Origin of the sequence: Kribbella sp. HUAS MG21 (assembly GCF_040254265.1) — a bacterium.
In the GTDB taxonomy this organism is placed as follows: Bacteria; Actinomycetota; Actinomycetes; order Propionibacteriales; family Kribbellaceae; genus Kribbella.
On record NZ_CP158165.1, the window covers coordinates 6,695,198 to 6,720,760 of the forward strand.

At 70.1% G+C, this 25,563-nt stretch carries 25 protein-coding genes; 19 read left to right on the plus strand and 6 right to left on the minus strand.

Annotation, left to right across the window (positions count from 1 at the left end):
• From ABN611_RS32270 to ABN611_RS32300, 7 genes are all read left to right on the plus strand, one after another.
• Positions 1 to 1,587, plus strand: a complete 1,587-nt coding sequence (locus ABN611_RS32270) for an amidohydrolase (protein WP_350276052.1) — start codon at positions 1 to 3, stop codon at positions 1,585 to 1,587.
• Positions 1,584 to 3,155, plus strand: a complete 1,572-nt coding sequence (locus tag ABN611_RS32275) for a lysine 5,6-aminomutase subunit alpha (protein ID WP_350276053.1) — start codon at positions 1,584 to 1,586, stop codon at positions 3,153 to 3,155. The genes ABN611_RS32270 and ABN611_RS32275 overlap by 4 nt, the downstream gene beginning before the upstream one ends.
• Positions 3,152 to 3,904 carry an OAM dimerization domain-containing protein gene (locus ABN611_RS32280; RefSeq protein ID WP_350276054.1) on the plus strand — a complete coding sequence of 251 codons (753 nt, stop codon included), beginning with the start codon at positions 3,152 to 3,154 and terminating at the stop codon, positions 3,902 to 3,904. Before ABN611_RS32275 ends, ABN611_RS32280 begins: the two co-directional genes overlap by 4 nt.
• A gap of 3 nt (positions 3,905 to 3,907) precedes the next feature.
• Positions 3,908 to 4,297 (plus strand): hotdog domain-containing protein, encoded by a 390-nt coding sequence (locus ABN611_RS32285; protein WP_350276055.1) that lies wholly within the window; start codon positions 3,908 to 3,910, stop codon positions 4,295 to 4,297.
• Between the two features lie 569 nt (positions 4,298 to 4,866).
• Positions 4,867 to 6,441 carry an apolipoprotein N-acyltransferase gene (gene lnt, locus ABN611_RS32290; protein WP_350276056.1) on the plus strand — a complete coding sequence of 525 codons (1,575 nt, stop codon included), beginning with the start codon at positions 4,867 to 4,869 and terminating at the stop codon, positions 6,439 to 6,441.
• 60 nt (positions 6,442 to 6,501) lie between these two features.
• Positions 6,502 to 6,972, plus strand: a complete 471-nt coding sequence (locus tag ABN611_RS32295; protein WP_350276057.1) for an FxsA family protein — start codon at positions 6,502 to 6,504, stop codon at positions 6,970 to 6,972.
• A 46-nt stretch (positions 6,973 to 7,018) separates the two neighbouring features.
• Positions 7,019 to 7,900 carry a S41 family peptidase gene (locus ABN611_RS32300; protein WP_350276058.1) on the plus strand — a complete coding sequence of 294 codons (882 nt, stop codon included), beginning with the start codon at positions 7,019 to 7,021 and terminating at the stop codon, positions 7,898 to 7,900.
• On the opposite strand, the gene ABN611_RS32305 is transcribed toward ABN611_RS32300, so the two are convergent.
• Positions 7,869 to 8,750 carry a LysR substrate-binding domain-containing protein gene (locus ABN611_RS32305; protein WP_350276059.1) on the minus strand — a complete coding sequence of 294 codons (882 nt, stop codon included), beginning with the start codon at positions 8,748 to 8,750 and terminating at the stop codon, positions 7,869 to 7,871. The two genes, ABN611_RS32300 and ABN611_RS32305, sit on opposite strands and share 32 nt — an antisense overlap.
• An 82-nt stretch (positions 8,751 to 8,832) precedes the next feature.
• Between ABN611_RS32305 and ABN611_RS32310 the strand changes: the two genes are divergently transcribed.
• Entirely contained in the window at positions 8,833 to 9,420 is a 588-nt protein-coding gene (locus ABN611_RS32310) for an MBL fold metallo-hydrolase (RefSeq protein ID WP_350276060.1), read from the plus strand.
• Here the strand turns inward: ABN611_RS32310 and ABN611_RS32315 are convergent.
• The 3 genes from ABN611_RS32315 to ABN611_RS32325 form a co-directional block, all read right to left on the minus strand.
• Positions 9,417 to 10,568 carry an SGNH/GDSL hydrolase family protein gene (locus ABN611_RS32315; protein ID WP_350276061.1) on the minus strand — a complete coding sequence of 384 codons (1,152 nt, stop codon included), beginning with the start codon at positions 10,566 to 10,568 and terminating at the stop codon, positions 9,417 to 9,419. The genes ABN611_RS32310 and ABN611_RS32315 overlap by 4 nt on opposite strands.
• Positions 10,565 to 11,146 carry a WHG domain-containing protein gene (locus tag ABN611_RS32320; RefSeq protein WP_350276062.1) on the minus strand — a complete coding sequence of 194 codons (582 nt, stop codon included), beginning with the start codon at positions 11,144 to 11,146 and terminating at the stop codon, positions 10,565 to 10,567. Before ABN611_RS32320 ends, ABN611_RS32315 begins: the two co-directional genes overlap by 4 nt.
• Positions 11,147 to 11,236: 90 nt before the next feature.
• Positions 11,237 to 11,608, minus strand: coding sequence for an RNA polymerase-binding protein RbpA (locus tag ABN611_RS32325; RefSeq protein ID WP_130448290.1), 372 nt, complete (start codon positions 11,606 to 11,608; stop codon positions 11,237 to 11,239).
• A gap of 246 nt (positions 11,609 to 11,854) precedes the next feature.
• On the opposite strand from ABN611_RS32325, the gene ABN611_RS32330 reads away from it, so the two are divergent.
• The 4 genes from ABN611_RS32330 to ABN611_RS32345 are packed head-to-tail and all read left to right on the plus strand — an operon-like array spanning position 11,855 to position 15,654.
• Positions 11,855 to 13,192, plus strand: a complete 1,338-nt coding sequence (locus ABN611_RS32330) for an HlyD family efflux transporter periplasmic adaptor subunit (RefSeq protein ID WP_350276063.1) — start codon at positions 11,855 to 11,857, stop codon at positions 13,190 to 13,192.
• A complete protein-coding gene (locus tag ABN611_RS32335; RefSeq protein ID WP_350276064.1) occupies positions 13,182 to 13,874 on the plus strand; it encodes an ABC transporter ATP-binding protein in 693 nt (230 codons plus the stop codon). Before ABN611_RS32330 ends, ABN611_RS32335 begins: the two co-directional genes overlap by 11 nt.
• A complete protein-coding gene (locus ABN611_RS32340; RefSeq protein WP_350276065.1) occupies positions 13,874 to 15,103 on the plus strand; it encodes an ABC transporter permease in 1,230 nt (409 codons plus the stop codon). The genes ABN611_RS32335 and ABN611_RS32340 overlap by 1 nt, the downstream gene beginning before the upstream one ends.
• Before the next feature lie 14 nt (positions 15,104 to 15,117).
• Positions 15,118 to 15,654, plus strand: coding sequence for a hypothetical protein (locus ABN611_RS32345; RefSeq protein WP_350276066.1), 537 nt, complete (start codon positions 15,118 to 15,120; stop codon positions 15,652 to 15,654).
• Positions 15,655 to 15,753: 99 nt separating this feature from the next.
• Here the strand turns inward: ABN611_RS32345 and ABN611_RS32350 are convergent, their stop codons facing one another.
• A complete protein-coding gene (locus tag ABN611_RS32350) occupies positions 15,754 to 16,569 on the minus strand; it encodes a class I SAM-dependent methyltransferase (protein ID WP_350276067.1) in 816 nt (271 codons plus the stop codon).
• A 49-nt stretch (positions 16,570 to 16,618) separates the two neighbouring features.
• Between ABN611_RS32350 and ABN611_RS32355 the strand changes: the two genes are divergently transcribed.
• From ABN611_RS32355 to ABN611_RS32385, 7 genes are all read left to right on the plus strand, one after another.
• A complete protein-coding gene (locus tag ABN611_RS32355; RefSeq protein ID WP_350276068.1) occupies positions 16,619 to 17,197 on the plus strand; it encodes a TetR family transcriptional regulator in 579 nt (192 codons plus the stop codon).
• Positions 17,198 to 17,326: 129 nt separating this feature from the next.
• Entirely contained in the window at positions 17,327 to 18,655 is a 1,329-nt protein-coding gene (locus tag ABN611_RS32360) for a sugar ABC transporter substrate-binding protein (protein WP_350276069.1), read from the plus strand.
• Positions 18,652 to 19,608 carry a sugar ABC transporter permease gene (locus ABN611_RS32365; protein WP_350276070.1) on the plus strand — a complete coding sequence of 319 codons (957 nt, stop codon included), beginning with the start codon at positions 18,652 to 18,654 and terminating at the stop codon, positions 19,606 to 19,608. The genes ABN611_RS32360 and ABN611_RS32365 overlap by 4 nt, the downstream gene beginning before the upstream one ends.
• Positions 19,605 to 20,471: a carbohydrate ABC transporter permease gene (locus ABN611_RS32370; protein ID WP_350276071.1), complete on the plus strand. Its 867-nt coding sequence runs from the start codon at positions 19,605 to 19,607 to the stop codon at positions 20,469 to 20,471. The genes ABN611_RS32365 and ABN611_RS32370 overlap by 4 nt, the downstream gene beginning before the upstream one ends.
• 3 nt (positions 20,472 to 20,474) lie before the next feature.
• Positions 20,475 to 21,902 carry a polysaccharide lyase 6 family protein gene (locus ABN611_RS32375; RefSeq protein WP_350276072.1) on the plus strand — a complete coding sequence of 476 codons (1,428 nt, stop codon included), beginning with the start codon at positions 20,475 to 20,477 and terminating at the stop codon, positions 21,900 to 21,902.
• A complete protein-coding gene (locus ABN611_RS32380; protein WP_350276073.1) occupies positions 21,899 to 22,750 on the plus strand; it encodes an AraC family transcriptional regulator in 852 nt (283 codons plus the stop codon). Before ABN611_RS32375 ends, ABN611_RS32380 begins: the two co-directional genes overlap by 4 nt.
• Before the next feature lie 9 nt (positions 22,751 to 22,759).
• Entirely contained in the window at positions 22,760 to 24,178 is a 1,419-nt protein-coding gene (locus ABN611_RS32385; RefSeq protein WP_350276074.1) for a polysaccharide lyase 6 family protein, read from the plus strand.
• On the opposite strand, the gene ABN611_RS32390 is transcribed toward ABN611_RS32385, so the two are convergent.
• Entirely contained in the window at positions 24,175 to 25,548 is a 1,374-nt protein-coding gene (locus tag ABN611_RS32390) for an MFS transporter (RefSeq protein WP_350276075.1), read from the minus strand. The genes ABN611_RS32385 and ABN611_RS32390 overlap by 4 nt on opposite strands.
• Positions 25,549 to 25,563: the final 15 nt, after the last annotated feature.

Genomic DNA, 25,563 nt, shown 5'->3' on the forward strand with positions numbered 1-25,563 from the left:
GTGCGCACACTTCTGACGAACGGTTCCGTCTACTCGCCCGCAGACCCCCACGCGACCGCGATCGCCTTCGACGACGGGGTGGTGACCTGGCTCGGTGACGACACCGGCGCGAGTTCGTACGCCGACGGCGCGGACGAGGTCATCGACCTCGACGGCGGCCTGGTCACGCCGGCGTTCGTCGACGCCCACGTCCACACCGCGGGGACGGGCGCGATGCTCACCGGCCTCGATCTGGCGGGCACCAAGTCGCTGACCGAGGCCCTCGACAAGCTGGCGGCGTACGCGGCGAACCTCCCGGAGGACGCGGTCGTCGACAGCGCCGGCTGGGACGAGACGGCATGGCCGGAAGGCCGCCCGCCGACCGCGGCGGAGCTCGACCGTGCGGCCGGCGGCCGGCGCGTGTACCTGTCCCGCGTCGACGGCCACTCCGGCGTGATCTCGTCGGCGCTCGTGCCCGTCGCCAAGGACGCGGAGGGGTACGACGAGACGGGCCGGGTCGAGCGCGCCGCGAACCACGCCGTCCGGGACGCGCTCGCCGACCTGATCGGCGAGGCCCAGCGGCGGACCGAGATCGAGGCCGCGCTGAAAGCGATGGCTGCCAAGGGGATCGGCGCGTTCCACGAGATGGCCGCGCCGCACATCGGCCCGCTGTGGGAGCTGCCGATCGTGCGCGAGACGGCCGAGCGACTCGGCCTCGCCGCGACCCTGTACTGGGGCGAGCCGGGCGCATTCGAGCACATCGGCACGTACGGACTCGCCGGCCTGGCTGGCGACCTGAACGCCGACGGCGCACTGGGATCGCGCACCGCCGCACTCCGGGAGCCGTACGCCGATCGCGCCGACCACCGCGGGCACGCGTACCTGACGCCGGAGCAGATCGCCGAGCACGTGATCGCGTGTACCGAGCGGAACGTGCAGGCCGGCTTCCACTGCATCGGCGACCAGGCGCTCGACAACATCGCCCGCGGCTTCGAGCTCGCGGCCGAGAAGGTCGGCGTGCAGGCGCTGGTCGCGGCCAGGCACCGGCTCGAGCACGTCGAAATGGTCGACGAGGCAACGATCGCGACACTCGCGCGCTGCGGCGTGGTGGCGAGCGTGCAGCCGATGTTCGACGGCCTGTGGGGCGGCCCGGACGGCATGTACGCCGAGCGTGTCGGCGACCGCTGGCAGGGCATGAACCCGTTCGGCTCGCTGGCCCGCGCGGGAGTCGTCCTCGCCTTCGGGTCCGACGCACCGGTCACCGAGCTGGGCGGCTGGGAGGCGGTCCGCGCGGCCGCGTTCCACCACGAGAAGTCGGAGCGGATCACGGTCCGGGCGGCGTTCCAGGCGCACACGCGGGGCGGCTGGCGCGCGGCCGGGATCGACGACGCCGGAGTGCTCGCACCCAGCACCGCGGCGACGTACGCGATCTGGCAGAGCGACGCGCCGCTGGTCGTGCAGACGCCCGACGAGCGCGTCGCCGCGTGGTCGACCGATCCGCGGGCCGGCGTACCGGTGCTGCCGGACCTGAGTGAAGGCACGCCGACGTGCCTGCGCACGGTCGTCGGCGGCCGTGTCGTCTATCAAGCCGAGGGATGGACCCAGTGACCCGTGCCGTGAAGAAGCTAGACCTCGATCCGGTCACCGTCCGGAAGGCGCGCAGCCTGGCGCGCAAGGCCGGCCGGCCGATCGTGAACCTCGCCCGGCAGCACACCACGGTGTCGGTCGAGCGAGCGGTACTGCGACTCGCCGGGCTGACGGGCGCCGACACGGAAGGGATCCCGTGGGTGAACCGGCTCGCGGACACCGTTCGGGCGGACGTCGGCCTCGAGCACGGTCTCGCGCTGCCGGTGTGGGACGCGCTGCTCCGCGGCGAGGCCGAGGACCTGGGCGTGCTGGCGCAGAAGGCCGCGTCGGGCTCGGTGACGTTCCGGATGCCGGAGGGCCGCGACGCGACCCGCGCCCGTGCCGCTGCGCGGAAGGTCGCGGCCGCGGGGTTGAAGCGGATCGACGGCCGCCGCCGCGAGCGGGACCGGCTGATCAAGCGGCACGGCGATCCGGAACAACGGCCGTGGATCTACCTGATCGTCGCGACCGGTGACATCTACGAGGACATCCCGCAGGCACAGGCGGCCGCGCGCGAAGGCGCCGACATCATCGCGGTGATCCGGTCGACGGGTCAGTCCCTGCTCGACTACGTGCCGGAGGGCGCGACCCGCGAAGGGTTCGCCGGCACGTACGCGACGCAGGAGAACTTCCGGCTGATGCGGGCCGCGCTGGACGAGTCCTCGAAGGAGCTCGGCCGCTACGTGCGCCTGACCAACTACGCGTCCGGCCTGTGCATGCCGGAGATCGCGACGCTGGCCGGCCTCGAGCGGCTCGACATGATGCTGAACGACTCGATGTACGGGATCCTGTTCCGCGACATCAACCCGATCCGGACGTTCGTCGACCAGCGGTTCAGCCGCCAGATCCATGCCCGCGCGGGGATCATCATCAACACCGGCGAGGACAACTACCTGACCACCGCGGACGCGGTCGAGGCCGCGCACACGGTCACCGTCTCGCAGTTGCTGAACGAGTACTTCGCCAAGGAGGCCGGGCTCGAGGACTGGCAGCTGGGCCTCGGGCACGCGTTCGAGATCAACCCGGACCTGCCGGACTCGTTCCGGCTCGAGCTGGCGCACGCGATGCTGGCCCGGCAGCTGTTCCCGGACGCGCCGCTGAAGTGGATGCCGCCGACCCGGCACATGACCGGCGACGTGTTCCGCGGGTACCTGCTGGACGGGTTCTTCAACCTGGTCGGCGCGATGACCGGCCAGGGCATCCTGCTGGTCGGGATGATGACCGAGGCGGTCGTCACGCCGTGGATCTCGGACCGCGACCTGGCGCTGCAGAACGTCCGCTACGTATTGGGTGCCGCCGGCAACCTTCACGAGGACTTCCGGCCGGAGCCGAACGGCTTCATCGCGAACCGCGCCCGCCAGGTGCTCGCCGAGTCAGTGGAGCTGCTCGAGGAGATCGTCGACGACGGCCTGCTGAACGCGATCGGCGACGGCACCTTCGGGCTGATGAAACGCCCGCAGGACGCGGGCCGCGGCCTGGACGGCGTCGCCCGGAAGTCGTCGGAGTACTACAACCCGGCGATCGAGCTGCTGGAGGAGGGGACCCGATGAGCATCATCCGGCCGTACGGCGACACCACGGGCGACGGCATGGTGCAGCTGTCGTTCACGCTGCCGGTCCCGCACGACAAGCGCGCCGAGGGCGCCGCGGTGCAGCTGGCGAACAAGATGGGCATGGACCCCGCACTCGTCGTGCACTCGAAGGCGATTGGCCCGGACTTCACGTTCTTCGTCGTCTACGGCCCGGTGAACCACCTGGTCGACACGTCGAAGGTCGAGGTCGTCGAGCGCGACTACCCGCTGCTCTCGCCGAAGGAGGTCAACCTCGCGATCCGCAAGGGCCTGCGCCGCCGGCTGACCGTGGTCGGCGCCTGCATCGGCACCGACGCGCACACGGTCGGCATCGACGCGATCCTGAACATCAAGGGGTTCGCGGGGGAGAAGGGCCTGGAGTACTACCGCGAGGTGAAGGTGGTGAACCTCGGCGCGCAGGTCGCCGTACCGGAACTGGTCCGGCGGGCCAAGGCGGACAAGGCCGACGCGATCCTGGTGTCCCAGGTGGTGACGCAGCGCGAGGCGCACGTGCTGAACACCAAGGAGATGTCGGCGGCGTTCCGGGAGGCGTACGCCGAGGACACCCGGCCGGTACTCGTTGCCGGCGGCCCCCGTTTCACCGAGCAGATGGCGGGCGAGCTCGGCGTCGACCGGGTCTTCGGCCGCGGTACGACGCCCGGTGAGGTGGCCAGCTATCTCGTCGACGCCCTCGTGACGAAGCGTCACGCCTACAGGAAGAGTGCATAAAAGGTGTCCAAGGCAACCGTTGGGCTGACCGTCACGCATCGTCGCTACGTCCCCTACAGCCACGCGCACTACGCCGGCAACCTGGTCGACGGAGCGTACGTGCTCGCGCTGTTCGGGGACGTCGCGACCGAGGTCTGCATCCAGGCGGACGGCGACGAGGGCCTGTTCGCGTCGTACTCCGACGTGCAGTTCCTGCAGCCGTTGCGGGCCGGCGACGTCGTGGAGGTGCGGGCGACGATCAGCCGGGTCGGCAATCGCAGCCGGGAGCTCGACTTCAGTGCCTACGTTGTCTGCCGCGGACGTCCGGACCGGTCCGCGTCGGCCGCCGAGGTGCTCGCCGAACCGCTGGAGATCACCCGGGCCAAGGGAACCGTCGTCGTACCGGTTGCGTGACGATTGGTTGCCCTGGGTAACGATCACGTGGAGTGCCGATATCGCTCTGTAACGTGACTTCGGTGAGCGATTCTCGTTTTCCCTTGTAGGGCAGGCGATCGTGTTACAACGGGCTCAAAGAGCCGGGGGAGAGGTTGACACCGTCGCCGCCAGCGAGCATCGTTTTGGGAGTCGTCAATATCCCGTTCGTTCAACGGTCACATGAAGTTCGGCCACCGGATGATCCCGCGACGCTGACCAGGCCACAGCCAGGCTTGAGTCGACGGGGGCTGAGATCGCCGGCGGTGAGCCCCCCGCGGGGCAGAGGTGGAAGAGGCTCGGCGGCCAGTAGACAACAGCCGACCGGTGCGCAGCCAGCGCATCGCCGGTTGGTCCGAAGGCACGCCGAGCCTCTTTCCTCTGTCCGCCCACGAACTCCATGGGTGTGATTCCCGCGTCGCCGTCGTTCGGCCCCGGCGCTGACAACGACCGACACCTTGTGGCTACTGACCGGATACATTGGCGTGTCCGGGACGTTGTACGGTCGTGCGACCGGCGTCCGCCGGTGAGTGAGGACAAGGGGTAACCGCGTGGACCGGTTGAAGGCGCTGGGGCGGCTGCTGCCGCGGGTGGCGGCGGCCGTCGCCGCCGGGGTGCTGCTCGGCTTCGCGTTCGAGCCGCACGACCATCCCTGGCTGGCGCTCGTCGCCGTGCCGCTCTTCCTCGCCGCGCTCAACGGGATCTCGATGAAGGCCGGTTTCCTGGTCGGCGCCGGTTTCGGGATCGCGTACTACGCCGTCCTCGTGCCGTGGCTGAGCGTGATCGGCGGCGACGCCGCGATCGCGCTGGCGATCCTCGAGGGGCTGTTCTACGCGTTCTTCGGGCTGTTCGCCACGCAGGTCCTGAAGCTGCGGCTGTGGCCGCTGTGGATCCCGAGCCTGTGGGTGGCCACCGAGTTCGCGACCGCGTCGGTGCCGTTCGGCGGCTTCCCGTGGGGCCGGCTCGCGTGGGCCTTCGCCGACCTCCCGCTCGGCCGGCTGGCGGCGTACGTCGGCATCCCCGGCCTGAGCTTCCTCGTCGCACTCGTGGGCGTCCTGCTGTACGCCGTACTGCGCCAGGGCACGGCCCTGCGGATGCGGGCCGTCGCGCTGGGCGCCGGGCTGGTGCTGGTGTTCGGGACCGCGCTGATCCAGCTGCCGGACGACGGTGACGGACAGACCGTGCGGGCCGCGATGGTGCAGGGCAACGTGCCGGGGAAGGGACTGGAGTTCCTCGGCCGCGCCCGGACCGTCACCCGCAACCACCTGAACGCGACGCTCGAGCTGCAGAAGCGGGTCGAGGCCGGGACCGAGCAGAAGCCCGACGTGGTGATCTGGCCGGAGAACTCGACCGACATCGACCCGTACAAGGACGCCGAGACCAAGGCCGACATCGAGACCGCGGTGAAGGCGGTCGGCGTACCGATCCTGGTCGGCGCGGTCACCCAGGGCCCTGGTCCGAACGAGCGGCAGACCACCGGCATCGTCTGGGATCCGGTGACCGGCCCCGGCCAGCGGTACGCGAAGCGGCACCCGGTGCCGTTCGGCGAGTACATCCCGTTCCGCGAGCAGCTGCTGCCGTACATCAAGCGGCTGGAGATGGTCGGGGCGCAGACCGTGCCCGGCGTCGGCCCGGGCGTGATGCCGATCCGCGGCGTGACGTACGGCGACGTGATCTGCTTCGAGCTCGCGTACGACAACGTGATCTCGGACGTGGTGAAGGGCGGCGCCCAGGTGCTGGTCGTGCAGACCAACAACGCGACGTACGGCGGGACCGGTCAACCGGAGCAGCAGTTCGAGATCACCCGGATGCGCGCGATCGAGACCGGCCGGACGGTGCTGATCGCGTCGACGAGCGGGATCTCCGGCGTGATCCGGCCGGACGGCTCGGTCGAGCACAAGTCGGAGCAGTTCGTGCCCGACGTGTACGTCGCGACGCTGAAGGTGCGGAACGGCCACACGCTCGCCACCACGCTCGGCGGCTGGCCGCAGTGGATCCTCACCGGCCTCGGCCTGCTGGGGCTGGTGCTCGCGCTGGTCGAACGCCGTCGTGGTGGCCGCGAGCAGACCCCGCCACCGCCGCCGGCGTCGGGCTCGACGCGGGCCCGGGAGAAGGTTCCGGCCTGACGGGGTGGGTTTGTCTTCCGGACCTGTAACACTGGGGGGACTCGCCGGAAGGGGTAGGACATGCCGTGGTTGATCGGGCTGGCACTGCTGGTCGTGCCGATCGTGGAGATCTACGTGATCATCCAGGTGGGCCAGGCGATCGGCGGCTGGCCGACGGTCGCACTGCTGCTGGTCGAGAGCGCGCTCGGCGCCTGGCTGGTGAAGCGTGAGGGCCGGCGCGCCTGGAACGCCCTGCAGACCGCGCTGCAGTCCGGCAAGGTCCCGGGCCGCGAACTCACCGACGGCGGCCTGGTCCTGATCGGCGGCACGCTCCTGCTCACCCCCGGCTTCGTCACCGACATCTTCGGCTTCTTCTTCATCCTCCCGTTCACCCGCCCGCTGGCCCGCCGAGCGGTCACCCGGTTCCTCAGCCGCCGCGCCACCACGCTCACCCCGCCGGCCTTCATCCCCTTCACTCCCGGCCCCACCCAGCCCCGCCAACCCGCCGGCGATGTGATCCAGGGCGAAGTCATCGACCCGGACCGCAAGTAGCCAAATCGTTGGCTGTAGGGGCGGTTCCCGCTCTAGGGTGACCGCCGTGCTGAACAACGCAGAAATCGTCGGCAACGCGCTGGACCGAATTGCAGCGGGGTATGTCTTCCCCGACCTGACCGCGGAGATCGGCTCCGCGATCAGGCAGCGGATCACGAGCGGGGAGTACGACGGCCTCGACGGCCCGGCGCTCTGCGAGCAGGTGTCCGCCCACCTGCAGGAGGTGGCAGCGGACAAGCACCTGCGGCTGCTGTGGTCGGACGAGCCGCAGTCGCTGGAGCCGGAGGACGAGGACGAGGGCGAGGCCGCGTTCCGCGCGCTGCTGCGAACGGAGAACCAGGGCATCCGCCGGGTCGAGAACCTGGACGGGAACATCGGGTTCATCGACGTACGGCGCATCCCGTACGCGGACGACGGCGCCGGCGCGATCGGAGCGGCCATGCAACTGGTCGCCGGGAGTTTCGCGCTGATCCTGGACCTGCGTGAGTGCCGTGGCGGGGCACCGGAGGGTGCCGCGATGTGGTGCAGCTATTTCTTCGCCGACGACCGAGTGCATCTCAACGATATCTACGAGCGGGCGAGCGGCGAGACGCGCCAGTTCTGGACGGCTGCGTACCTGCCGGCGCCGCGCTATCCGGACCGCCGGGTGTATGTGCTCACCAGCGCGATGACGTTCTCCGGCGGCGAGGACGTCGCGTACACGCTGCAGGCCCACGGCCGGGCGACACTGGTCGGTGAGACGACCCGCGGCGGCGCGCATCCTACGGCCCGGTACCCGATCACGGAGCACGTCCTGGTGGCGGTGCCGGTGGCCCGGACCGTGAACAGCGTGACCGGCAGCAACTGGGAAGGCGTCGGGGTGATCCCCGACGTACCCGTTCCCGCCGACCAGGCACTCAAGGCTGCACTCGGTCACCTGGGCGCATGAGCGGACTTCGGTAGCTGGTCCTCGCAAGCTGCACGAACGAGTGGGTGAGGGGAGTCGTGTCGGTCCAGGCGACGACGACCGGGCTGGGGGCCAGGTCGGCGACGGGGACGGTGACGAGTTCGTTGCCGGGGCTGTGGTCCGTGAGTGGGGCGAGGCCGATCGTGCCGTTCCAGAGGACGGCTTGGAGGCACTCCTGGACGGCTCGGACCACGGGGCCGGTGCGGGGTTGGCCGCCGTTCCAGTAGGACTGCCAGGTCGCGTCGGTGCCGCTGGGGAACTGGAACCAGCGGCGGTCCGTGAGGTCGGCGAGCGTCAGTTCGTCGCGGCCGGCGAGCGGGTCGTCGGCGCGTAACACGGCGCCGACCGGGTCCGACCTGAGCTGACGGATGTGGAGCCCGGTCTCGTCGAACGGCCCGCGGGTCAGCGCGACGTCGACCAGGCCGGCGCGCAGGCCGCAGGTCGGGTCGGTGAGGTCGGTCTCGCGGATGTGGATCTCGACGTTCGGGTGCTTCCGCCGGTACGCCGCGGCGAGCCGGGAGATGTCCGGATCCGTGCTGTCGCTGAGGATCCCGACCGTCAGGTTCGCGCTCCCGGCGGCCGCCGCCACCCGGGTCCGTGCCTGCTCCGCCTGCGCCAGCAGCGCGCGAGCTTCCTTCAGCAGCGCGGTGCCGGCGGGCGTGAGGCTGATACCGGACGCGGCTCGGCGGAACAGCGCCGTACCGAGGTCGGCCTCGAGTTGGCGGACGGCGCGGCTGAGGGGCGGCTGGCTCATGTACAGCCGGGCCGCGGCGCGACCGAAGTGCAGTTCCTCGGCGACCGCGACGAAGTACCGCAGGGTCCGCAGCTCCATCACCTGCGACGATACCTGCCGGGTACCGGCGATACCGCGGAAGTCTTGGACGGACGGTACGGCGCGATGCTGGGCTGGGCGCATGCCCGACTACCCGTACGCCAAGGCGGCGGGCTACCTCGAGATGTTCCGCGGGCTCGGCGCGCCGGTTGCGCGCGAGCTGGCCGACGTACGGATCCCGGTGCCGGATGTCACGTACGACGGGACGCACGAGCTCGACCTCGGCGGCCGGACCGTCCAGCTACGCCCGACTGGACGCGCGCACAGCAAGGGCGACCAGGTCGTCACGGTCCCTGACGCCGGCCTCCTGCTCGCGGGCGACCTGGTGGAGGCCGGACAGTTCGCGATCTTCCCCTGGTTCCCGCCGCACGACGTCGACGTCTCCGGCGTCCGCTGGATCGACGTACTCGACCGCCTGATCTCGGAACGCCCGCGGGTCGTGGTGCCCGGCCACGGCGCCGTCGGCGACTCCAAGTTGCTCACCGAGGTCCGCGACTACCTGACCGAACTCCGCGACGAAACCTGGCGGCGCCGGGACTCGAAGTTGCCTGAGGCCACCATCGCCGCCGAGATCCACGACCTGATGATCCGCCGGCACTCCGACTGGCGGCTCCCCGAATGGATCGACCGCGGCGTCGCCTGCCTCTGCGCCGAGTACCCGGCCGACTAGGCGAACGGGCCTTTGGGGGTGAAGGCGTGGCTGGTGAAGCGCGTGGCGATCGTGGTGTGGGTGGCGGCGTCGGGGTGCAGGTCGTCGGGGAGCGGGTGGGCGGCGTTGTCCGCTTCGCCGTACAAGATACGACCGTCGAGGTAGTGCAGGTTGGGGTCGGTGAGGGCGCGCTGGGTGACGACGCGGGACAGCTCCGCGCGGATCACGGACAGCGTGAGCTTGCCCACCGGGATCTCGTCGGGGTCGCCGGTGGCGGTGAACCGGAGTTCGCCGTCCGCGAGGCGCTCGAGGTCCCAGCCGGTCGGTCCGGGCGTGTCCTCGTGGATCGGGCACAGGATCGGGGAGACGACCAGCAGCGGCGTCTCCGGGTGCCCGTCGCGGATGGTGTCGAGGAAGCCGTGCACGCCCGGGGTGAACGTGCGGAGGCGCAGGCTGTCGCTGTTCACGATGTTGATGCCGAGCTTGACGCTGATCAGGTCGGCCGGCGTGTCGCGGATCGTCCGCGCGATGAACGGCTGCAGGTACGCGCTCCCGGCGAAGCCGAGGTTGAGCAGCTCCACGCCGGCCTCGGCGGCGACCAGGGCGGGCCAGGTGCCGGTCGGGTGCGTCGCGTTGGAGCCGTGGCTGATCGAGCTCCCGTGATGCACCCAGAGCCGGCGGCCGGCCTGGACCGGTTCGACCGGCGCGTCGGTGCGCAGGGCAACGAGTTCGGTGGTCTCGTCGTGCGGCAGCCAGATCTCGACGGTCTTCGGTACGGCGGCCAGCCCGTCGACGCGCAGCGTCTGCGGCGTACCGGTGGCGGTCGTGCTCGCGCCGGTCATCAGGTCGATGGTGATGACGTCGCCGCCCGCGGCCGTGAGTTGTGTCACCAGCCGGCCGTCGACGAGGACGTCGTACACGCCGTCCGGGCGCGGCGGGGCGCCGACGTAGTCCCGCTTGGTCGGGAGGGTGTCGAGCTCGATCACGGTCGCGGCGGTGCGGAACACCAGCCGTACGCCGGTCGGTTGCGACTCGGCCATCGACAGCTGCGCGTCGTCGTACTGCGCCCGCGCCCAGGCCGGGAGGCGGTGCGGCAGCACGCCGCGGCCGGTGTGCTCGAGGTCGAGCGCACCGCGGAACAGATCGAGGCTGAGGGGAACGGAGATCACGACGGCTGCCTTTCGGGCCAGGTGCGGAGGAGGGAGTCGAGAGCGGCGAGGATGCGCGGCCAACTCTCGTCGCTGGACGGCGAGCTGTAGTCGAAGGTCCCCGCGAGCTCGAGTGACGCGTAGCCGTTAAACACACTGCCCAGCAGCCGTACAGCGTCCGTCTGCGCAGGCTCGTCCAGCTCGTAGCCGCGCAAGACCGCCCGCATCAACTCCGAATGCCTGCGCCCGGCCGCGACGTATTCCGCACCCGGACTGGCGGGGGTGTGGCGGGAGGCGGTGTAGCGGCCGGGATGAGTGCGGGCGTAGCTGCGGTAGGTGTCTGCCAGGGCAGTCAGCGCTCGGTGGCCGGAGCGGCCGGCTACGGCGGCGGATGCCTGGTCAGCCAGCTCGGAGAGAGCGACCGTGGCGATCCGGGTCCTGAGGTCGTCCGAGTTGCGGACATGGGAGTACAGGCTGGCGACCTGGACGCCGAAGTGGCGGGCCAGTGCCGAGGCGGTGACCTGGTCGAAGCCGGCCTCGTCAGCCAGCTCGGCGCCGGCCCGGGCCAGCCGGTCGGCGGTCAGTCCTGCTCTTGCCATAACTCATTATGAGATTACCTAAAGACTTTAGGCAACCCAGAGCACAAAAGAGCCCTCACCGCGCCGTTGCGGTGAGGGCTCCGGTGCGGATCAGGCGGTGCGCTTGGTCCGGTGCAGGTGCGCGGGGCCGATCTCGCCCTTGCGGAGCAGCTCGACCCGCTCGGCCAGCAGCTCCTCCAGCTCGGAGATGCTCCGGCGCTCGCGCAGCATGTCCCAGTGCGTCCGCGCGGGCTTCTCCTGCTTCGGCTCCGGCTTCTCGCCGGTGGAGCGGGCGGCCTCGCTGCCGCAGTGCGGGCACTCCCAGACCGCGGGCACCTCGGCGTCGTGCGCCATGGTCACCTCGACCACGTGGCCGCGGGGGCAGTCGTACGTGATCATCTGGCGCGGCGCGAACTCGACACCACGGTCATCCTCGAAGCTGACCCCACCCAGCCCCGAACCACGCAGTACGCGATTAGACATGTCAAACCTCCGAGATCGTCATCCGTGCCAACGGTCGGCCGGCCCGGATCATTCCCATTTTGGCATGTCCGAGCCATATGTACGCACCTGACAACACCGTCATGACCCGCTGTCATCGAGTGTTCACGGTGCACGGTGTGTCGCAGGCCACCCGACGTACGACGTACCGAATCGATATCCGGTTCACAGCGGGTTGCCAGGAAGCGAGGATCTCCTCCTCAGCATCCGTCCCTAGCCTCACCGTCCATGGTGCTACCCCGCCACAAGCTCCGTGGCCTCAGTTTCGTGAACGTGGCCCTCGTGGCCGTCGTCCTCGTCATCGGCGTGACCGCCTACTTCCTGTTCTTCCGGAAGGATCCGCCGGCCGCCAGTGCGACCCGCCCGACGGCGGCCGTGCAGCGCGGCGAGGTCACCGCCAGCGTCAGCTCGAGCGGCACCTTGCAAAGTTCGCAGACCGCCTCACCGCAGTTCGAGACGTCCGGGACGGTCACGCAGGTGCTGGTCAAGGTCGGGCAGGTTGTGGCGAAAGGCACACCGATCGCGAAGATCGACCCGGCCGCTGCCGAGCGGCAGCTGCGGATCGCCCAGCAGAACCAGATCGCCTCCGCGAACTCGGTGACCGCCGCCGAGGAGACCCTCAGCGACGCGGAGGAGGCGCTGGAGGCGGCCGAGGAGGCCTCGGCGTCGCCGACACCGACGCCGACTGCCGGTCAACAGCAGCAGACCCAGTCTCAAGGTCAGGGTCAGAGTCAGAGTCCGGAAGTTGCCGTCAGCAACGCCGAGGCGAGCCTGGCCAAGGCGAAGGCCGACAAGGAGCAGGCCGACCAGAACGTCGAGGCCGCCGAGGCCGCGGTCGACGCGACCACGCTGAAGGCTCCGATCGCCGGCACGATCACCGCGGTCAACGGCGCGGTCGGCTCTGTCGCCGGCGGGTCCAGCTCAGGTTCAGGGACCGGCAGCACGTCCGGTCAAGGCTCGACCTCAAGTCAAGGTTCAGCCTCGACCTCGACCACCACGTCCGGCTCCGGCTTCGTCGACATCGCGGATCTCAAGGCGCTGCAGGTGGTGGCCGCGTTCGCGGAGGCGGACGCGATCAAGATCAAGGCCGGGCAGACCGCGACCGTCACCCTGAACGCCGAGCCCGGTACGACGCTCACCGCCGCGCTGGCGTCCGTGTCGCCGACCCCGACGACGACCAACGGCGTCGTGTCGTACTCGGCCACCTTCAGCCTCGCCAAGCTCCCGGCCAACGCCCGGATCGGCCAGACCGCGAACGTCACGGTCCAGACCGCGAAGGTCGCCGACGCCCTCTATGTCCCGAGCACCGCGATCGCGACCAGCGGTACGACGTACACCGTCACGATGGCCGACGGCAGCGGGACGCGGGAGGTCCAGGTCGGCGTCCGCGGCGACAGCTACACGCAGATCACCTCGGGGCTGAACGAGGGCGACCAGATCGAGCTCCTGCAAGGCGCCATCGGGACCCAGAACGGGCAGAACCGGCAAGGCCAGCCCGGCGGCGGCCAGCTTCCAGGAGCGGGGATCGGCCAGGGGACCGGCGCCGGAGGTTTCCGTGGCCGCTGACGCCCTGATCGAGCTCCGGGACGTCACCAAGACGTACGGCTACGGCGAGACCGCCGTCCACGCACTCCGCGGCGTGTCGCTGCGGGTCGAGGCGGGGGAGTACGTCGCCGTGATGGGCTCGTCCGGATCCGGTAAGTCGACGTTGATGAACATCCTCGGCTGCCTCGACGTACCGTCGCGTGGCGAGTACCGGCTGGACGGCAGCGACGTGGCCCGGCTGAGCGAGGACCAGCAGGCGCTCGTCCGCGGCCGGAAGATCGGATTCGTCTTCCAGTCGTTCAACCTGATCCCACGCACCACCGCGCTCGCGAACGTCGAACTGCCGCTCACCTACGCCCACCTGCGCCGGGCCGAACGCCGCAGGCGGGCCAACAGAGCGCTGGAGCTGGTCGGCCTCGCGGACCGCACCGGCCACCGCCCGAACCAGCTGTCCGGCGGTCAGCAGCAGCGGGTCGCGATCGCGCGGGCGCTCGCGACCGGCCCGCGGATCCTGCTCGCCGACGAGCCGACCGGCAACCTCGACGCGCACTCGACGGACGAGGTGCTGGGCATGTTCGACGACCTGCACCGTGGCGGGCGGACGATCGTGGTGATCACGCACGAGCACGAGGTCGCGGCCCGGGCGCGCCGGCTGGTGCAGGTCGCGGACGGCCGGATCGTCTCCGACGAGGTGACGCGCTGATGTCGCCCCGCGATCTGCTGGGTGCCGCGCTGCGCGGCCTGACGGCGAACAAGCTCAGATCCCTGCTGACCGTGCTCGGCGTGTCGATCGGGGTCGGCGCGGTCATCGTGCTGGTTGCGGTCGGCAACGGCTCCGGCAAGGCCGTGCAGGATCGCCTGGAGGCGATGGGTACGAACCTGCTGACGGTCTCCACGACCGGTGGCGGCGGCGGTTTCGTCCGGGGCCAGGCAGGACCGGCCAACCAGCAGTACAGCCTCACGCTCGAAGACGCCGCCGCGCTTGCCGACAAGAACCTCGCTCCGGACGTCGCCTCGGTCGCCCCGGTGATGACCAGCTCCGGTACGGCGACCAACGGCGACACGAGCTACACGGTCAACCAGGTGATCGGCACGACGCCGGAGTACCTGCCGGCGACGAACACGCCGGTGCAGCTCGGCAGCTCGTTCACGCAGGCCGACGTCGACGCGTCACGGCGGGTCATCCTGCTCGGGCAGACCGCTGCTACCGAGTTGTTCACGCGGCCGGCGAGCGCGGTCGGCCAGACGATCAAGCTCGGCGCCGTCGACTTCACGGTTCTTGGCGTCCTGGCGAGCAAGGACAGCACCGGGTTCAACGACCCCAACGCGACCGCCGTCGTCCCGATCACCACGCTCCGCGCGACGCAGGCCGGGTACGGCGCGCTGAGCCAGATCGTCGTACAAGCGGTGGACAAGGACAAGGTCGACACCGCGCAGGCCGAGGTCACGCAGTTGCTGACGGCAAGGCATCAGGTGCCGGCGACCGAGACGTCGCCGTTCCGGATCACGAACTCGGCGCAGATCCTGCAGACCAGCCAGGACACGGCGGCGACGTTCACCGCGCTGCTCGCGACCGTGGCCGCGATCAGCCTGGTCGTCGGCGGGATCGGCGTCACCAACATCATGCTGGTCACGGTCACCGAGCGGACCCGGGAGATCGGCATCCGCAAGGCGCTCGGCGCACGGCGGCGGACGATCCTCGGCCAGTTCCTGATCGAGGCGACGCTGCTCAGCCTGATCGGCGGCGCGGTCGGGGTCGGGGCCGCGCTGGTCGTCGCCCGCTTCCAGTTGGCCGGCGTCCAGCCGGCGCTGGTGCCGTCGTCGATCGGGCTCGCGCTCGGCGTGTCCGCGGCGGTCGGCCTGTTCTTCGGCAGCATGCCGGCGCACCGAGCCGCCGGCCTCCGTCCCATCGATGCCCTACGACATGAGTGAGTGAGAGGTCTTCCATGAGCAACCAGACACCCGACGAGTTCGCGCAGCTCGGGTCCGACGAGGAGGTCGAGGCGGCGCTGCAGCCGAAGAAGACCCTCAACCTGCCGCCGGCGACGGCGATCCTGACCGCGGTCGTGGTGCTGGCCGTCGGTCTGGCAGGTGGTGCCGGGCTGCATGCGGCGTTCGCGTCGGACAGCACCACGAACCAGCCGCAGGCGGGTCGCGGCTTCAACGGATACGGCGGGTTTCGCGGCCAGAACGGCCCGGGTCAAGCCGGCGGGCAGGGTGGTGGGGCCACGGTCGGCACGGTGGTCTCGGCCAGCGGCTCCGAGCTGGTCGTGAAGACCCAGTCCGGCAACGTCACCGTGAAACTGACCGGCGAGACGACGTACGAGATCAGCTCGAAGGGCACGGCCGCGGACCTGAAGGCCGGCGAACAGGTAGTCGTCAGCGGCCAAACCGCGAACGGCACCCTCACCGCGAACACCGTCCGCCAGGGCGGCCTTGGCGGCCTCCGCACCAACCCGAGTGCGACACCGCCGTCGCGGTGACGACCTCCAGGCCATCACAATCGCCCGCGCGCCGCGGCCGTGAGTGGAGCGCGGGCGCTCGCGGCGGATTGTGATGGCCTGGCGATCGCCTCCACCCGTTCACGCGCGGGTTGCGGTGAGGGCTACGGCGAGGGAGTTGAGGGTGAAGGTGCCGCCGGCGGCGTCGATGGCGGTGGCGGTGCCTTCCAGGACGGCGTCGAGTTTGCCGAGGTCGGCCAGCGGCTTGGCCATGCCGCTGGTGCGGAGCTGGTCGAGCCATTCGTCGCGGGTGTAGGTGCGGGACCACGGGTACGTCGGCCGCTCGACATCGGTGAACAACCCGTCGAGACCGGCCGCGGTCCGGTCGAGGAACTGCTCGTAGGCGCCGAGCGGTGACGCCGCGGCCTGGGTGGCGGCCGGGTGGTCCGGGAGTACGTCGCGATAGACGGCGGCGAAGGCCGCGCCGATCTCGGGCGGCGGCTGCAACACGTACCAGAACGCCGCGAAACGGCCCCCAGGGCGCAGCAGCCGAGCAGCCTTCGCCGCACCCACCGCCGGGTCGATCCAGTGCCAGGTCATCCCCGCGACGACAGCGTCGAAGGACCGGCCGGCCGGATCCCACGCCTCGAACGCCGACACCTCCACCTCGACCCCGGTACTCCGCGCGTACGCCGCCATCCGCTCGTCCACCTCCACCCCGAGCACCGAGCACCCCGCCGCCTGGAACTGGCGCGAGCTGATCCCGGTCCCGCACCCGACATCGAGCACCTCCCGCCCGGGCGCGGAGGCGACGATCGCCTCGATCTGCGCATCCGGGTACCGCGGCCGAGCCCGGTCGTACAGCGCCGCGTCGAGGCCGAACGACTCGGCCATCACGCGCTGCCGATGCGGCTCGGCGCTGCCGGAGGAGGACGGTTCAGGAGCTAGAGTGGGCATGTGCCCAAGATAGTGGGCGCTCGCCCATTCATGTCAAGGGACGGTGCGGATGCCGACTGGTGTCGCGATGCGGGACGCTCGCGAGCAGCTGTTCGACGCGGCTGAGCGGGTGTTGCTCCGGGAGGGGCCCGAAGGGCTGACCAGCCGGGCGGTGACCACCGAGGCGGGATGCGCGAAAGGCGTGCTGCACAAGCACTTCCAGGACTTCGACGGGTTCCTGGCCGAGCTGGTGCTGGATCGGATCCGGCGACTGGACGAGCAGGGTGAAGCACTGCTGGGATCAGCCGGGCAGGGGAGTGTGGTCGAGAATCTGACCACGATGCTGACCGACCTGTTCGGCTCGGTCGCCGTCGCGATCGTCAGCCTGACGATCTCCCGGGACGGCCTGCGGGCCCGGCTGCGGCAGGACGTGCCCGCCGGCGTGCCGATCCTCACCGAGGCCGGCCGGGTACTGCGGGACTACCTGGTCGCGGAGCAGAACTCAGGCCGCATCGCGGCGGGCGTCGACGTCGACGTACTCGGCCTGACCTTGATCGGCTCCACCCACCTGATGTTCGCCGATCGCACGGGCGCCCGCCCCACCGCCGACGAGGTGCGAGCCTTCGTCGGTTCCGTCGTGCCGAGCTGACCAACGCCGGGCATGACTCATCGGAGAGATCCGATGAGTCATTGACGCCTGCGCTCGGAAAGCGCTATCTTCCGACGAAATGAGGCCCAAAAAGTACAAATCTGGCCTCTCGTACGACAGGAAGCTGGCATGACTATGAGGTCATTCAAGGTGCTGGCCGCAGGGGTGGGGATCGCCCTGACGGTGGCGGCCTGCGGTGCGGGCGGTGCCGAGCAGGCGAAGCAGGATCCGTCCGCCCCGCTGGAGCTGTGGACCCGCACCACGCCCGGCGGCGACGGCGAGAAGGGCATGAAGAAGCTGGCCGCGGCCTTCGAGGCGGCGACCGGCCAGAAGGTCGAGGTGACGGCGATCTTCGACGACTTCGAGACCAAGCTGTCCCAGCGCGCGGCGCAGAAGGACCTGCCGGACATCGTGATGAACGATTCGTCCCAGCTGGGCACGATGGTGTCCCAGGGCATCGTCCGCGAGGTCGACCTGGCCTCGATCAAGGGCAGCGACCAACTGCTCGAGCCCGCACTCGCCGCCGCGCGCGCCGCGGACGGCAAGACGTACGGCGTCCCGTACTCGGCACAGGCCTCCGCGCTGCTGGTCCGCAAGGACTGGCTGAAGAAGGTCGGCCAGACCGCCCCGGCGAACTGGGACCAGCTGGTCGCCCTGGCGAAGGCCTTCACCACCCAGGACCCGGACGGCAACGGCAAGGCCGACACCTACGGCCTGGCGGTGCCCGGCTCCACGAAGCGCGGCTACGCCTCCTGGTACTTCTCGAACTTCCTCTGGGCCGGCGGTGGCGACTTCATCGCCAAGCAGTCCGACGGCAAGTTCAAGCCCGCGATGACCACCCCGGAGTCGGTGGCCGCCACCAAGTGGTTCCGCGACCTGGCCTGTAGGTCGAAGGTCGTCCAGCCCGGCGCGGCGACGATGGACACCCCGCCGACCAACGAGACCTTCGAAGCGGGCAGGACCGGCATGTACGTCGTCGGCCCGTACCTGATGCCCCGCTTCGACAGCTCGCTCGGCAAGGACAAGTACGACGTCGTACCGATGCCCCAGGGCCCGAAGGACGCGACGGTGCTCGCCGAGGGCGGCAGCGTCTACCTGATGGCCGGCTCGAAGAACGAGGCTGGGCAGAACGCGTTCGCCGGCTTCGCGATCTCGGCCGAGGGCCAGAAGCTCGGCATGCAGGGCGAGAAGGCCTTCATCGTGCAACTGCCGGTGAACAAGAGCGTCGACGTCACGACGGTGCGCCCCGATCCACGGTGGAAGCTGTACGCCGACGCGTACCGCGAGCACGGGCGCTACGCACCGTCGATCCCGAACTGGACCGCGGTCCGGCAGAGCACCGCGGACACGATGAACGCGCTGATCGCCGACTGCGGCCTGGACCTGGACGCCGAGCTGAAGAAGCTCGACCAGAAGCTCGGCGAGGCACTCAGCCAGCAGGGCATCGGCGCGTCGTGAGCGTTCACCAGGCGACCCGGGTGACCGGCTCGGCGCCCCCGGCGGCACGAGCCGAGCCGCCGGCGGGTCGTCAACGACTCAGCCGGCGGCGCAGTGGGCAGTGGTGGGTGCCGTGGTTGTTCCTGGCACCCGCGCTGATCCTGTTCCTGTACTTCAAGTTCATCCCGATGGCGCAGGCGATCGGGATGTCGGTCCAGGACGTCCGGCCGTACCTCGGCAACACCTGGGTCGGCGGCGCGAACTACGCCGAGGTACTCGGCTCGGACGGCTTCCGGTCCGCGGCCTGGAACACGGTCGTGCTCGCGGTCGGGCAGACGGCCGGGTCGATGATCCTCGGGTTCTGCCTGGCCCTGCTGGTCGAGGGCCAGACCCGGAAGCTGACCTTCATCCGCTCGGCCGCGTTCCTGCCGGTCGTCGTACCGCTGGCCGTGACCGCCGAACTGTGGCGGATCATGTACCACCCGACCGGTGACGGCCTGATCAACCAGGTGATCGGTCTGGTCGGGCTCGGTCCGTCCGGGTTCATCAACGACCCGCAGACGTCGCTCGCCTCGATCGCCGTCACCGGGATCTGGCGCGGGGCGCCGTACGACATGATGATCTTCCTGGCCGGGCTGGCGGGGATCGACCGCGGGCTGTACGAGGCCGCGACGGTGGACGGGGCGTCGACCCGGCAGCGGATCCTGCACGTCACCCTGCCCGGGCTGCGGCCGGTGTTCGCGATCCTGTTCGTGCTCGCCGCGGTCCGGGGATTCCGGACGTTCACCGAGGTGTTCCTGCTGACGAACGGCGGGCCGAACGGCTCGACCGAGGTCGTCATGACGCTGATCTACAAGCTCGGGCTGGAGCAGAGCCGGCTCGGTGTCGGCTCGGCCGGCGCGGTGCTGCTGTTCGCGGCCACGCTCGTGCTGACCGTGTGCGTCCAGCTGCTGCGACGGAGGAGATCCGCATGAGTGCTGCCACCGAGACCGCGCTCGGACTCACCGAGCGCACGGGCGTCGGCGCCCGGATCGCGAAGTTCGTGATCTACGCGGGGCTGTTCACGGTCTTCGCCGGCCCGCTGCTCGCGCTGCTGGTCGGCTCGTTCAACCACGTGTCGGACCCGACCCAGCTGAGCGTCGTGCCGAGGACGCCGACGCTCGACAACTTCCGGATCGCGTTCGACCACGGCGTACTGCGGTACTTGCTGAACTCGTTCTTCGTGGTCGGATTCGGGCTGCTGCTGCAGGTGGCGGTGTCGGTGCTCGCGGGGTACGCGCTGGCCCGCAAGGTGTTCCCGCTGATGACGCTGGTGATGGTCGCGATCCTCGCCACGATGATGCTGCCCGAGGAGATCCTCGCGCTGCCGCTCACGCTGGTGCTGGCCGACGTACCGCTGCTGCACGTCAACCTGATGGGGACACTCGCCGGGATGATCGTGCCGCTCGGCGCGTGGGCGTTCTCGATCCTGGTGATGACCGAGTTCATGAAGGACGTGCCGCGCGAGCTCGAGGAGGCGGCGCGGATCGACGGCGCCGGCGAGCTGCGGATCTTCGCGCAGATCATCCTGCCGCTGTGCAAGCCGGCGCTCGGTGTGATCGGGGTGTTCGGCTTCACGATGATCTGGGACCAGTACCTGCTGCCGCTGCTCGTGGCGCAGAACTCGTCGGCGTACACGCTGCCGCTGGCGCTGCGGACGCTGCGGATCGACCCGGCCGTGACGCCGGGCGTCGTCCTGGCGGCGTCGTTGCTGGCGCTGCTGCCGTCCGTGCTGGTGTTCCTGCTGTTCCAACGTTCGTTCGCCCGAGGGCTCACCTCCGGCGCACTCAAGGGGTGAGACATGGATCGACGCACCTTCCTGGCTGCCACCGGCCTGACCGCCGCCGCACTCACGACGCTTCCCACGCTCTCGGCAACCGCCGACACACCCCGTCGCCTCGTCCGCTCGCTGGACGAGCTGCGGGCTGCGATCGCCCGGGCGGTGCCGGGCACGGTCATCACCGTTGCCGACGGCACCTACGACGTACCGGCCGGGGCTCCGATCGCGATCACCGGCAAGCGCGGCAGCCGCGGCGCGCCGATCGTGATCCGGGCGGAGTCGGTCGGCGGTGTGGTGCTGACCGGTGAGCAGAGCTTCGTCCTGACCGGCTCGTCGGACGTGACGCTCAGCGGGTTCGCGTTCCGGCAGCGGACGACGCTCGACGTACCGCCGGACTGCCGGCGGATCCGGCTGACCCGCAACGACTTCCAGCTGGCCGACCTCGAGGGCCTGCACTGGGTGATGGTCCGCGCGGACGAGTCGACGGTCGACCGGAACGACTTCCACGGGAAGTCGACGCTCGGCATCTACCTCGGGATCGAGGGCGCCGGCGCCGACCAGATGGCGCGCGGCGTGCACGTCACCCGGAACCACTTCCGCGACCACACGTTCCCCGGCGACAACGGCGGCGAGCCGATCCGGCTCGGTGTCAGCCCGCGGGCCTTGTCGACGGCGGGCGCCGTCGTCGAGCTGAACCTGTTCGAGCGCGCGAACGGCGACCCCGAGGCGATCTCGGTGAAGTCGTCCGGCAATGTCATCCGGCACAACACGATCCGGGACAGTTTCGGCGGGATCGTGCTGCGGCACGGCAACCGGAACCGGGTCGAGGGCAACTATCTGCTGTCCGGCGAGAACGGGATCCGGATCTACGGCGACGACCACCTGATCGTCAACAACTACGTCGAGCGGATCAGCGGTGCCGGAATCGTGCTGGGCAGCGGCAACGTCCGCGACCACTACCCCGGCGAACCGGCCGCCTCGCGGCGCGGCAACGACGCGCCGGACCGGGTCCGGATCGCGCTGAACACCGTGCTCGACTGCGAGGCCGCGATCATCGGCGAGAGCCACCGGACCCTGCCGCCGCTGGACTGCGCGGTGACGGACAATCTTCTGATGGCAGACAGCGGACAGCTCGTGAACATGCCGTTCCCGGACGGCATCACCTGGTCGGGCAACCTGCACTGGGGACAGGCCGCGGACGGCAACGCACCCGCCGCCGGCTTCACCCGCGCGGACCCCCGGCTCGTCGCGGGACCCGACGGGGTACGGCGCCTCGCGCCGGGCAGCCCGGCGATCAACGCCGCGTCGCGCGCGTACCCGGACGTCGACGTCGACCTGGACGGTCAGCACCGCACAGGTCGTGCCGATGTCGGCGCGGACGAGTACTCCGTGCGCAGTCCGGCGTACCGCCCGTTGACACCGGCCGACGTGGGGCCGGGGTCGCGATGAGCACCGCGCCGACGACTGCGCTGGGGGAGCAGGAGATCATCCGGACCTATCTCGACCGGCTGCGCCTCGACCTGGTGGTCGCCGCCCGGATCACCAAGGTGCATCGCGAGTGGTCGCGCCCGTTGTTACCCGATCCGTTCTCGCGGCTGTACCTGATCCTGGAGGGGGAGGGTCGGCTCGTCGTGGGGGAGCAGGAGCTGTTCCCGCGGCCGGGCGAGCTGGTGTATCTGCCGGCCGAGGTGCCGGTGTCGTACGAGACGATCAGCGACAACGTGTTCCGCAAGCACTGGCTGCACTTCAACGCGCTGATCGGCGACCGCGACATCGGCGAGATGCTGACGCTGCCGTACATCGTCCCGAGCCGCGCCCCCGAGGAGGCGGCGGCGCTGTTCGAGCAGGTCGGCGCCGCCGATCGCGATCCGCCCGGTCTCGCCACGCCACTGCGGCTGCGCTCGGCGCTGACCGCGCTGTTCGCGCACTACCTGGACAGCGCCCCGCCCGGCGCCGTCCGGCTGTCACCGCAGCAGACGACCGAGTCCGCGATCGTCCGGTACATCCAGGAGAACCTCGCGACGCTGCCGAGCGTGGAGGAGCTCGCGGCGGTGTTCGGCTACGACCTGCCGGCGTTCCTGCGGCACTTCCGCACCGAGTTCGGCCTGTCGCCGAAGCAGTACATCAAACGGGCCCGGATCGAATGGGCCCAGCGCGAGTTGGCGGCGACCGCCCGGCCGATGGAGGAGATCGCGGCCGCCGTCGGGATGGATCAGTCCTATTTCTCGAAGGTCTTCCGGCAGGTGAGTTCGGTGACCCCGAGCGAGTACCGAAAGTTGTACCGCCCCAACAGCTAGGAGCTCGTCATGGACCGTCGTACGTTCTTGACCAGTAGTGGAGTCGTCGCCTTGTCCGTGGTGGCAGCGCGACCAGCGCTAGCAGCGGCGCAGGCGACGGTGACGTCGCTGGCCGAGTTGCAGCAGGCGATCAACAGCGCCACCGCGGGCACCACGATCACGATGGCGAACGGTTCGTACGCCGTGCCGTCCGGGTCGCCGATCCGCGTCAGCAACCGGCACGGCAGCAGCAGCGCGCCGATCACGATCGTGGCGCAGAGCCGCGGCGGCGTGACGCTGACCGGCGCCCAGAGCTTCGTGTTCTCCGGTTCGTCGGACATCACGATCAGCGGGTTCGCGTTCCGGCAGAGTACGACGCTGGAGATCCCGGCGGACTGCCCGCGGATCCGGCTGACCCGCAACGACCTGCGCTTCGCCGCGGAGACCGGGCACTGGGTCGTCGTCCGCGGCAACGACGCGAAGATCGACCGCAACACGTTCCACGACAAAGCCACCGTCGGCTGCTACCTGGTGATCGACGGGCCGGGCTCCGAGGCGATGGCGCAGCGCACGCACATCCTGCGGAACCACTTCCGCGACCACACGTTCCCCGGCGACAACGGCGGCGAGCCGATCCGGCTCGGCGTCAGCGGCCGCGCGCTCAGCATCGCCGACGCGACGGTCGAGTACAACCTGTTCGAGCGGGTGAACGGCGACCCGGAAGCGATCTCGGTGAAGTCCTCGGGCAACACGATCCGGTACAACACGGTCCGCGACAGCCTCGGCGGGATCGTCCTGCGGCACGGCAACGACAACCGGGTCGAGAGCAACTACCTGCTGTCCGGCGACAACGGGATCCGGATCTACGGCAACGACCACCTGATCGTGAACAACTACGTCGACGGAGTCGCCGGCGCCGGGATCGTGCTCGGCAGCGGGACCGAGCGCGACCACTACGCCGGCGAGCCGACCGACTCGCGCCGCGGCAACGACGCGCCCGACCGGGTCACGATCGTGCTGAACACCTTGCGGAACAACAGCCAGGCCGTGGCCGGTGAAAGCCAGCGGACCGTCCCGCCGCTGGACTGCGTGATCGCGGACAACCTGATGGTCGGCGGCAGCGGCGAACTCGTCGACATGCCGTATCTCGGCGGCATCAGCTGGTCGGGCAACATCGTCTGGGGCCAGGCGGCCACCGGCAACATGCCGTCCGCGGGCTACACCCGGGCCGACCCGAAGCTGACCGCGGGCAGTGACGGCGTGTACCGGCTCGGCTCGGGCAGCGCAGCCGTGAACGCCGCCAAGCTCGACCACGCGGGGCAGGTCACCGACGACGTCGACGGTCAGCCGCGCAGCGCGCCGTACGACGTGGGCGCCGACGAGTACTCGACGGGTACGCCGCTGCGCCGGCCGCTGACCGCCACCGACGTCGGCCCGAACGCCACCTAGACGACAGTCGGCTGGGCGTTGCCGGCCTCGGTGATGCCGCGGCGCATGTCGACCCGCGACAGCAGCGCGAGGCCGACGACGAAGAACAGCCCGAGGGCGACGATCGCGGGGCGGTACGAGCCGGTGAGCTGGTGGACCAGACCGAATACCAGCGTGCCGAGCCACGACGTCCCGCGTTCGCCCGCCTGGTAGAGCGAGAAGTACTCCGCCTCGCGGCCCTTCGGGATCAGCTGGCTGTACGCCGACCTCGACAGCGCCTGGGTACCGCCGAGCACGATCCCGATCGCGACGCCCATCGTCAGGAACGGCACGATCTGCCGCTCGGGCAGCAGGAAGCCCGCGATCACGATCAGGATCCAGAGCACCAGCCCGCCCGCGATCGTCCGCTGCGCGCCGTACCGCTGGGCGAACCGGCCGAACGCCAGTGCCCCGAAGAACGCGACGAACTGCACCAGCAGGATCGTCGCGATCAGCACCTGCGTCTCGAACCCGAGCTGCTTCTCGCCGTACGTCGACGACACCGAGATGACGGTCTGGATCCCGTCGTTGAAGAACAGGTAGGCGATCAGGAACAGCATCGTCATCTTGTACGCGCGCAAGTGCCGCAACGTCGCCGCGAGCTGTCCGAAGCTCTGCCGGACCAGGCTGCCGCTGCGGACCTGCACGACGGCGACCGGCGGCCGGTCCCGCAGCCGGAAGAACGGGACGAACGTGAACAACCCCCACCACAACCCGGCACTGAGCAGGCTGATCCGCACCGCGGTGCCCTGACTCATGCCCAGGGCCTCGTGGGCGGTCACCACTGCCAGGTTGACCAGGAGCAGCAGGAAGCCGCCGGCGTACCCGAAGGCCCAGGCGCGCGACGAGACGGCGTCGCGCTGGTCGGGCGGGGCGATGTCGATCAGGATCGAGTCGTACACCACCAGTGACGAGCCGAGACACAGGTTCCCGACGAACAGCAGCACCGCGCCGAGCAGCCACCGTCCGCCGCCGACGAACACCATGCTGCTCGCCGCCAGCGCCCCGGCCCAGGCGAACCCGCACATCAGCAGCTTCTTGCGGGTCATCCGGTCCGCGATCGCGCCGACCACCGGCAGGAACAGCGCCGACACCAGCGTCGCGACCGTCACCACGTAGAACGCCAGCGAACCGGGGGAGATGCCGAGCCCGAGCACGTCCAGGTTCGTGTGGCACGGCCGGTCGGTCGTCCCGACGTACCCGCAGGCGGCGCTCTCCGCGACCGAGGTCAGGTACGGCGCGAACAGCACGGTGCCGGTGGTCGTCACATAGCCCGAGTTGGCCCAGTCGTAGAGGCTGAAGCCCCAGTACTCGCGCTGGTCGACCGCCGGCGGCGCGGAGAGGATTCCCATGCGCGGAAGTGTGTC

Coding starts and splice junctions, on each gene's coding strand:
- ABN611_RS32280 (WP_350276054.1), top strand. CDS start 3,152: ATGAGCATCATCCGGCCGTACGGCGACACCACGGGCGACGGCATGGTG.
- ABN611_RS32295 (WP_350276057.1), top strand. CDS start 6,502: ATGCCGTGGTTGATCGGGCTGGCACTGCTGGTCGTGCCGATCGTGGAG.
- ABN611_RS32305 (WP_350276059.1), bottom strand. CDS start 8,750: ATGGAGCTGCGGACCCTGCGGTACTTCGTCGCGGTCGCCGAGGAACTG.
- ABN611_RS32310 (WP_350276060.1), top strand. CDS start 8,833: ATGCCCGACTACCCGTACGCCAAGGCGGCGGGCTACCTCGAGATGTTC.
- ABN611_RS32320 (WP_350276062.1), bottom strand. CDS start 11,146: ATGGCAAGAGCAGGACTGACCGCCGACCGGCTGGCCCGGGCCGGCGCC.
- ABN611_RS32325 (WP_130448290.1), bottom strand. CDS start 11,608: ATGTCTAATCGCGTACTGCGTGGTTCGGGGCTGGGTGGGGTCAGCTTC.
- ABN611_RS32330 (WP_350276063.1), top strand. CDS start 11,855: ATGGTGCTACCCCGCCACAAGCTCCGTGGCCTCAGTTTCGTGAACGTG.
- ABN611_RS32340 (WP_350276065.1), top strand. CDS start 13,874: ATGTCGCCCCGCGATCTGCTGGGTGCCGCGCTGCGCGGCCTGACGGCG.
- ABN611_RS32345 (WP_350276066.1), top strand. CDS start 15,118: ATGAGCAACCAGACACCCGACGAGTTCGCGCAGCTCGGGTCCGACGAG.
- ABN611_RS32350 (WP_350276067.1), bottom strand. CDS start 16,569: ATGCCCACTCTAGCTCCTGAACCGTCCTCCTCCGGCAGCGCCGAGCCG.
- ABN611_RS32355 (WP_350276068.1), top strand. CDS start 16,619: ATGCCGACTGGTGTCGCGATGCGGGACGCTCGCGAGCAGCTGTTCGAC.
- ABN611_RS32360 (WP_350276069.1), top strand. CDS start 17,327: ATGACTATGAGGTCATTCAAGGTGCTGGCCGCAGGGGTGGGGATCGCC.
- ABN611_RS32370 (WP_350276071.1), top strand. CDS start 19,605: ATGAGTGCTGCCACCGAGACCGCGCTCGGACTCACCGAGCGCACGGGC.
- ABN611_RS32375 (WP_350276072.1), top strand. CDS start 20,475: ATGGATCGACGCACCTTCCTGGCTGCCACCGGCCTGACCGCCGCCGCA.
- ABN611_RS32380 (WP_350276073.1), top strand. CDS start 21,899: ATGAGCACCGCGCCGACGACTGCGCTGGGGGAGCAGGAGATCATCCGG.
- ABN611_RS32385 (WP_350276074.1), top strand. CDS start 22,760: ATGGACCGTCGTACGTTCTTGACCAGTAGTGGAGTCGTCGCCTTGTCC.
- ABN611_RS32390 (WP_350276075.1), bottom strand. CDS start 25,548: ATGGGAATCCTCTCCGCGCCGCCGGCGGTCGACCAGCGCGAGTACTGG.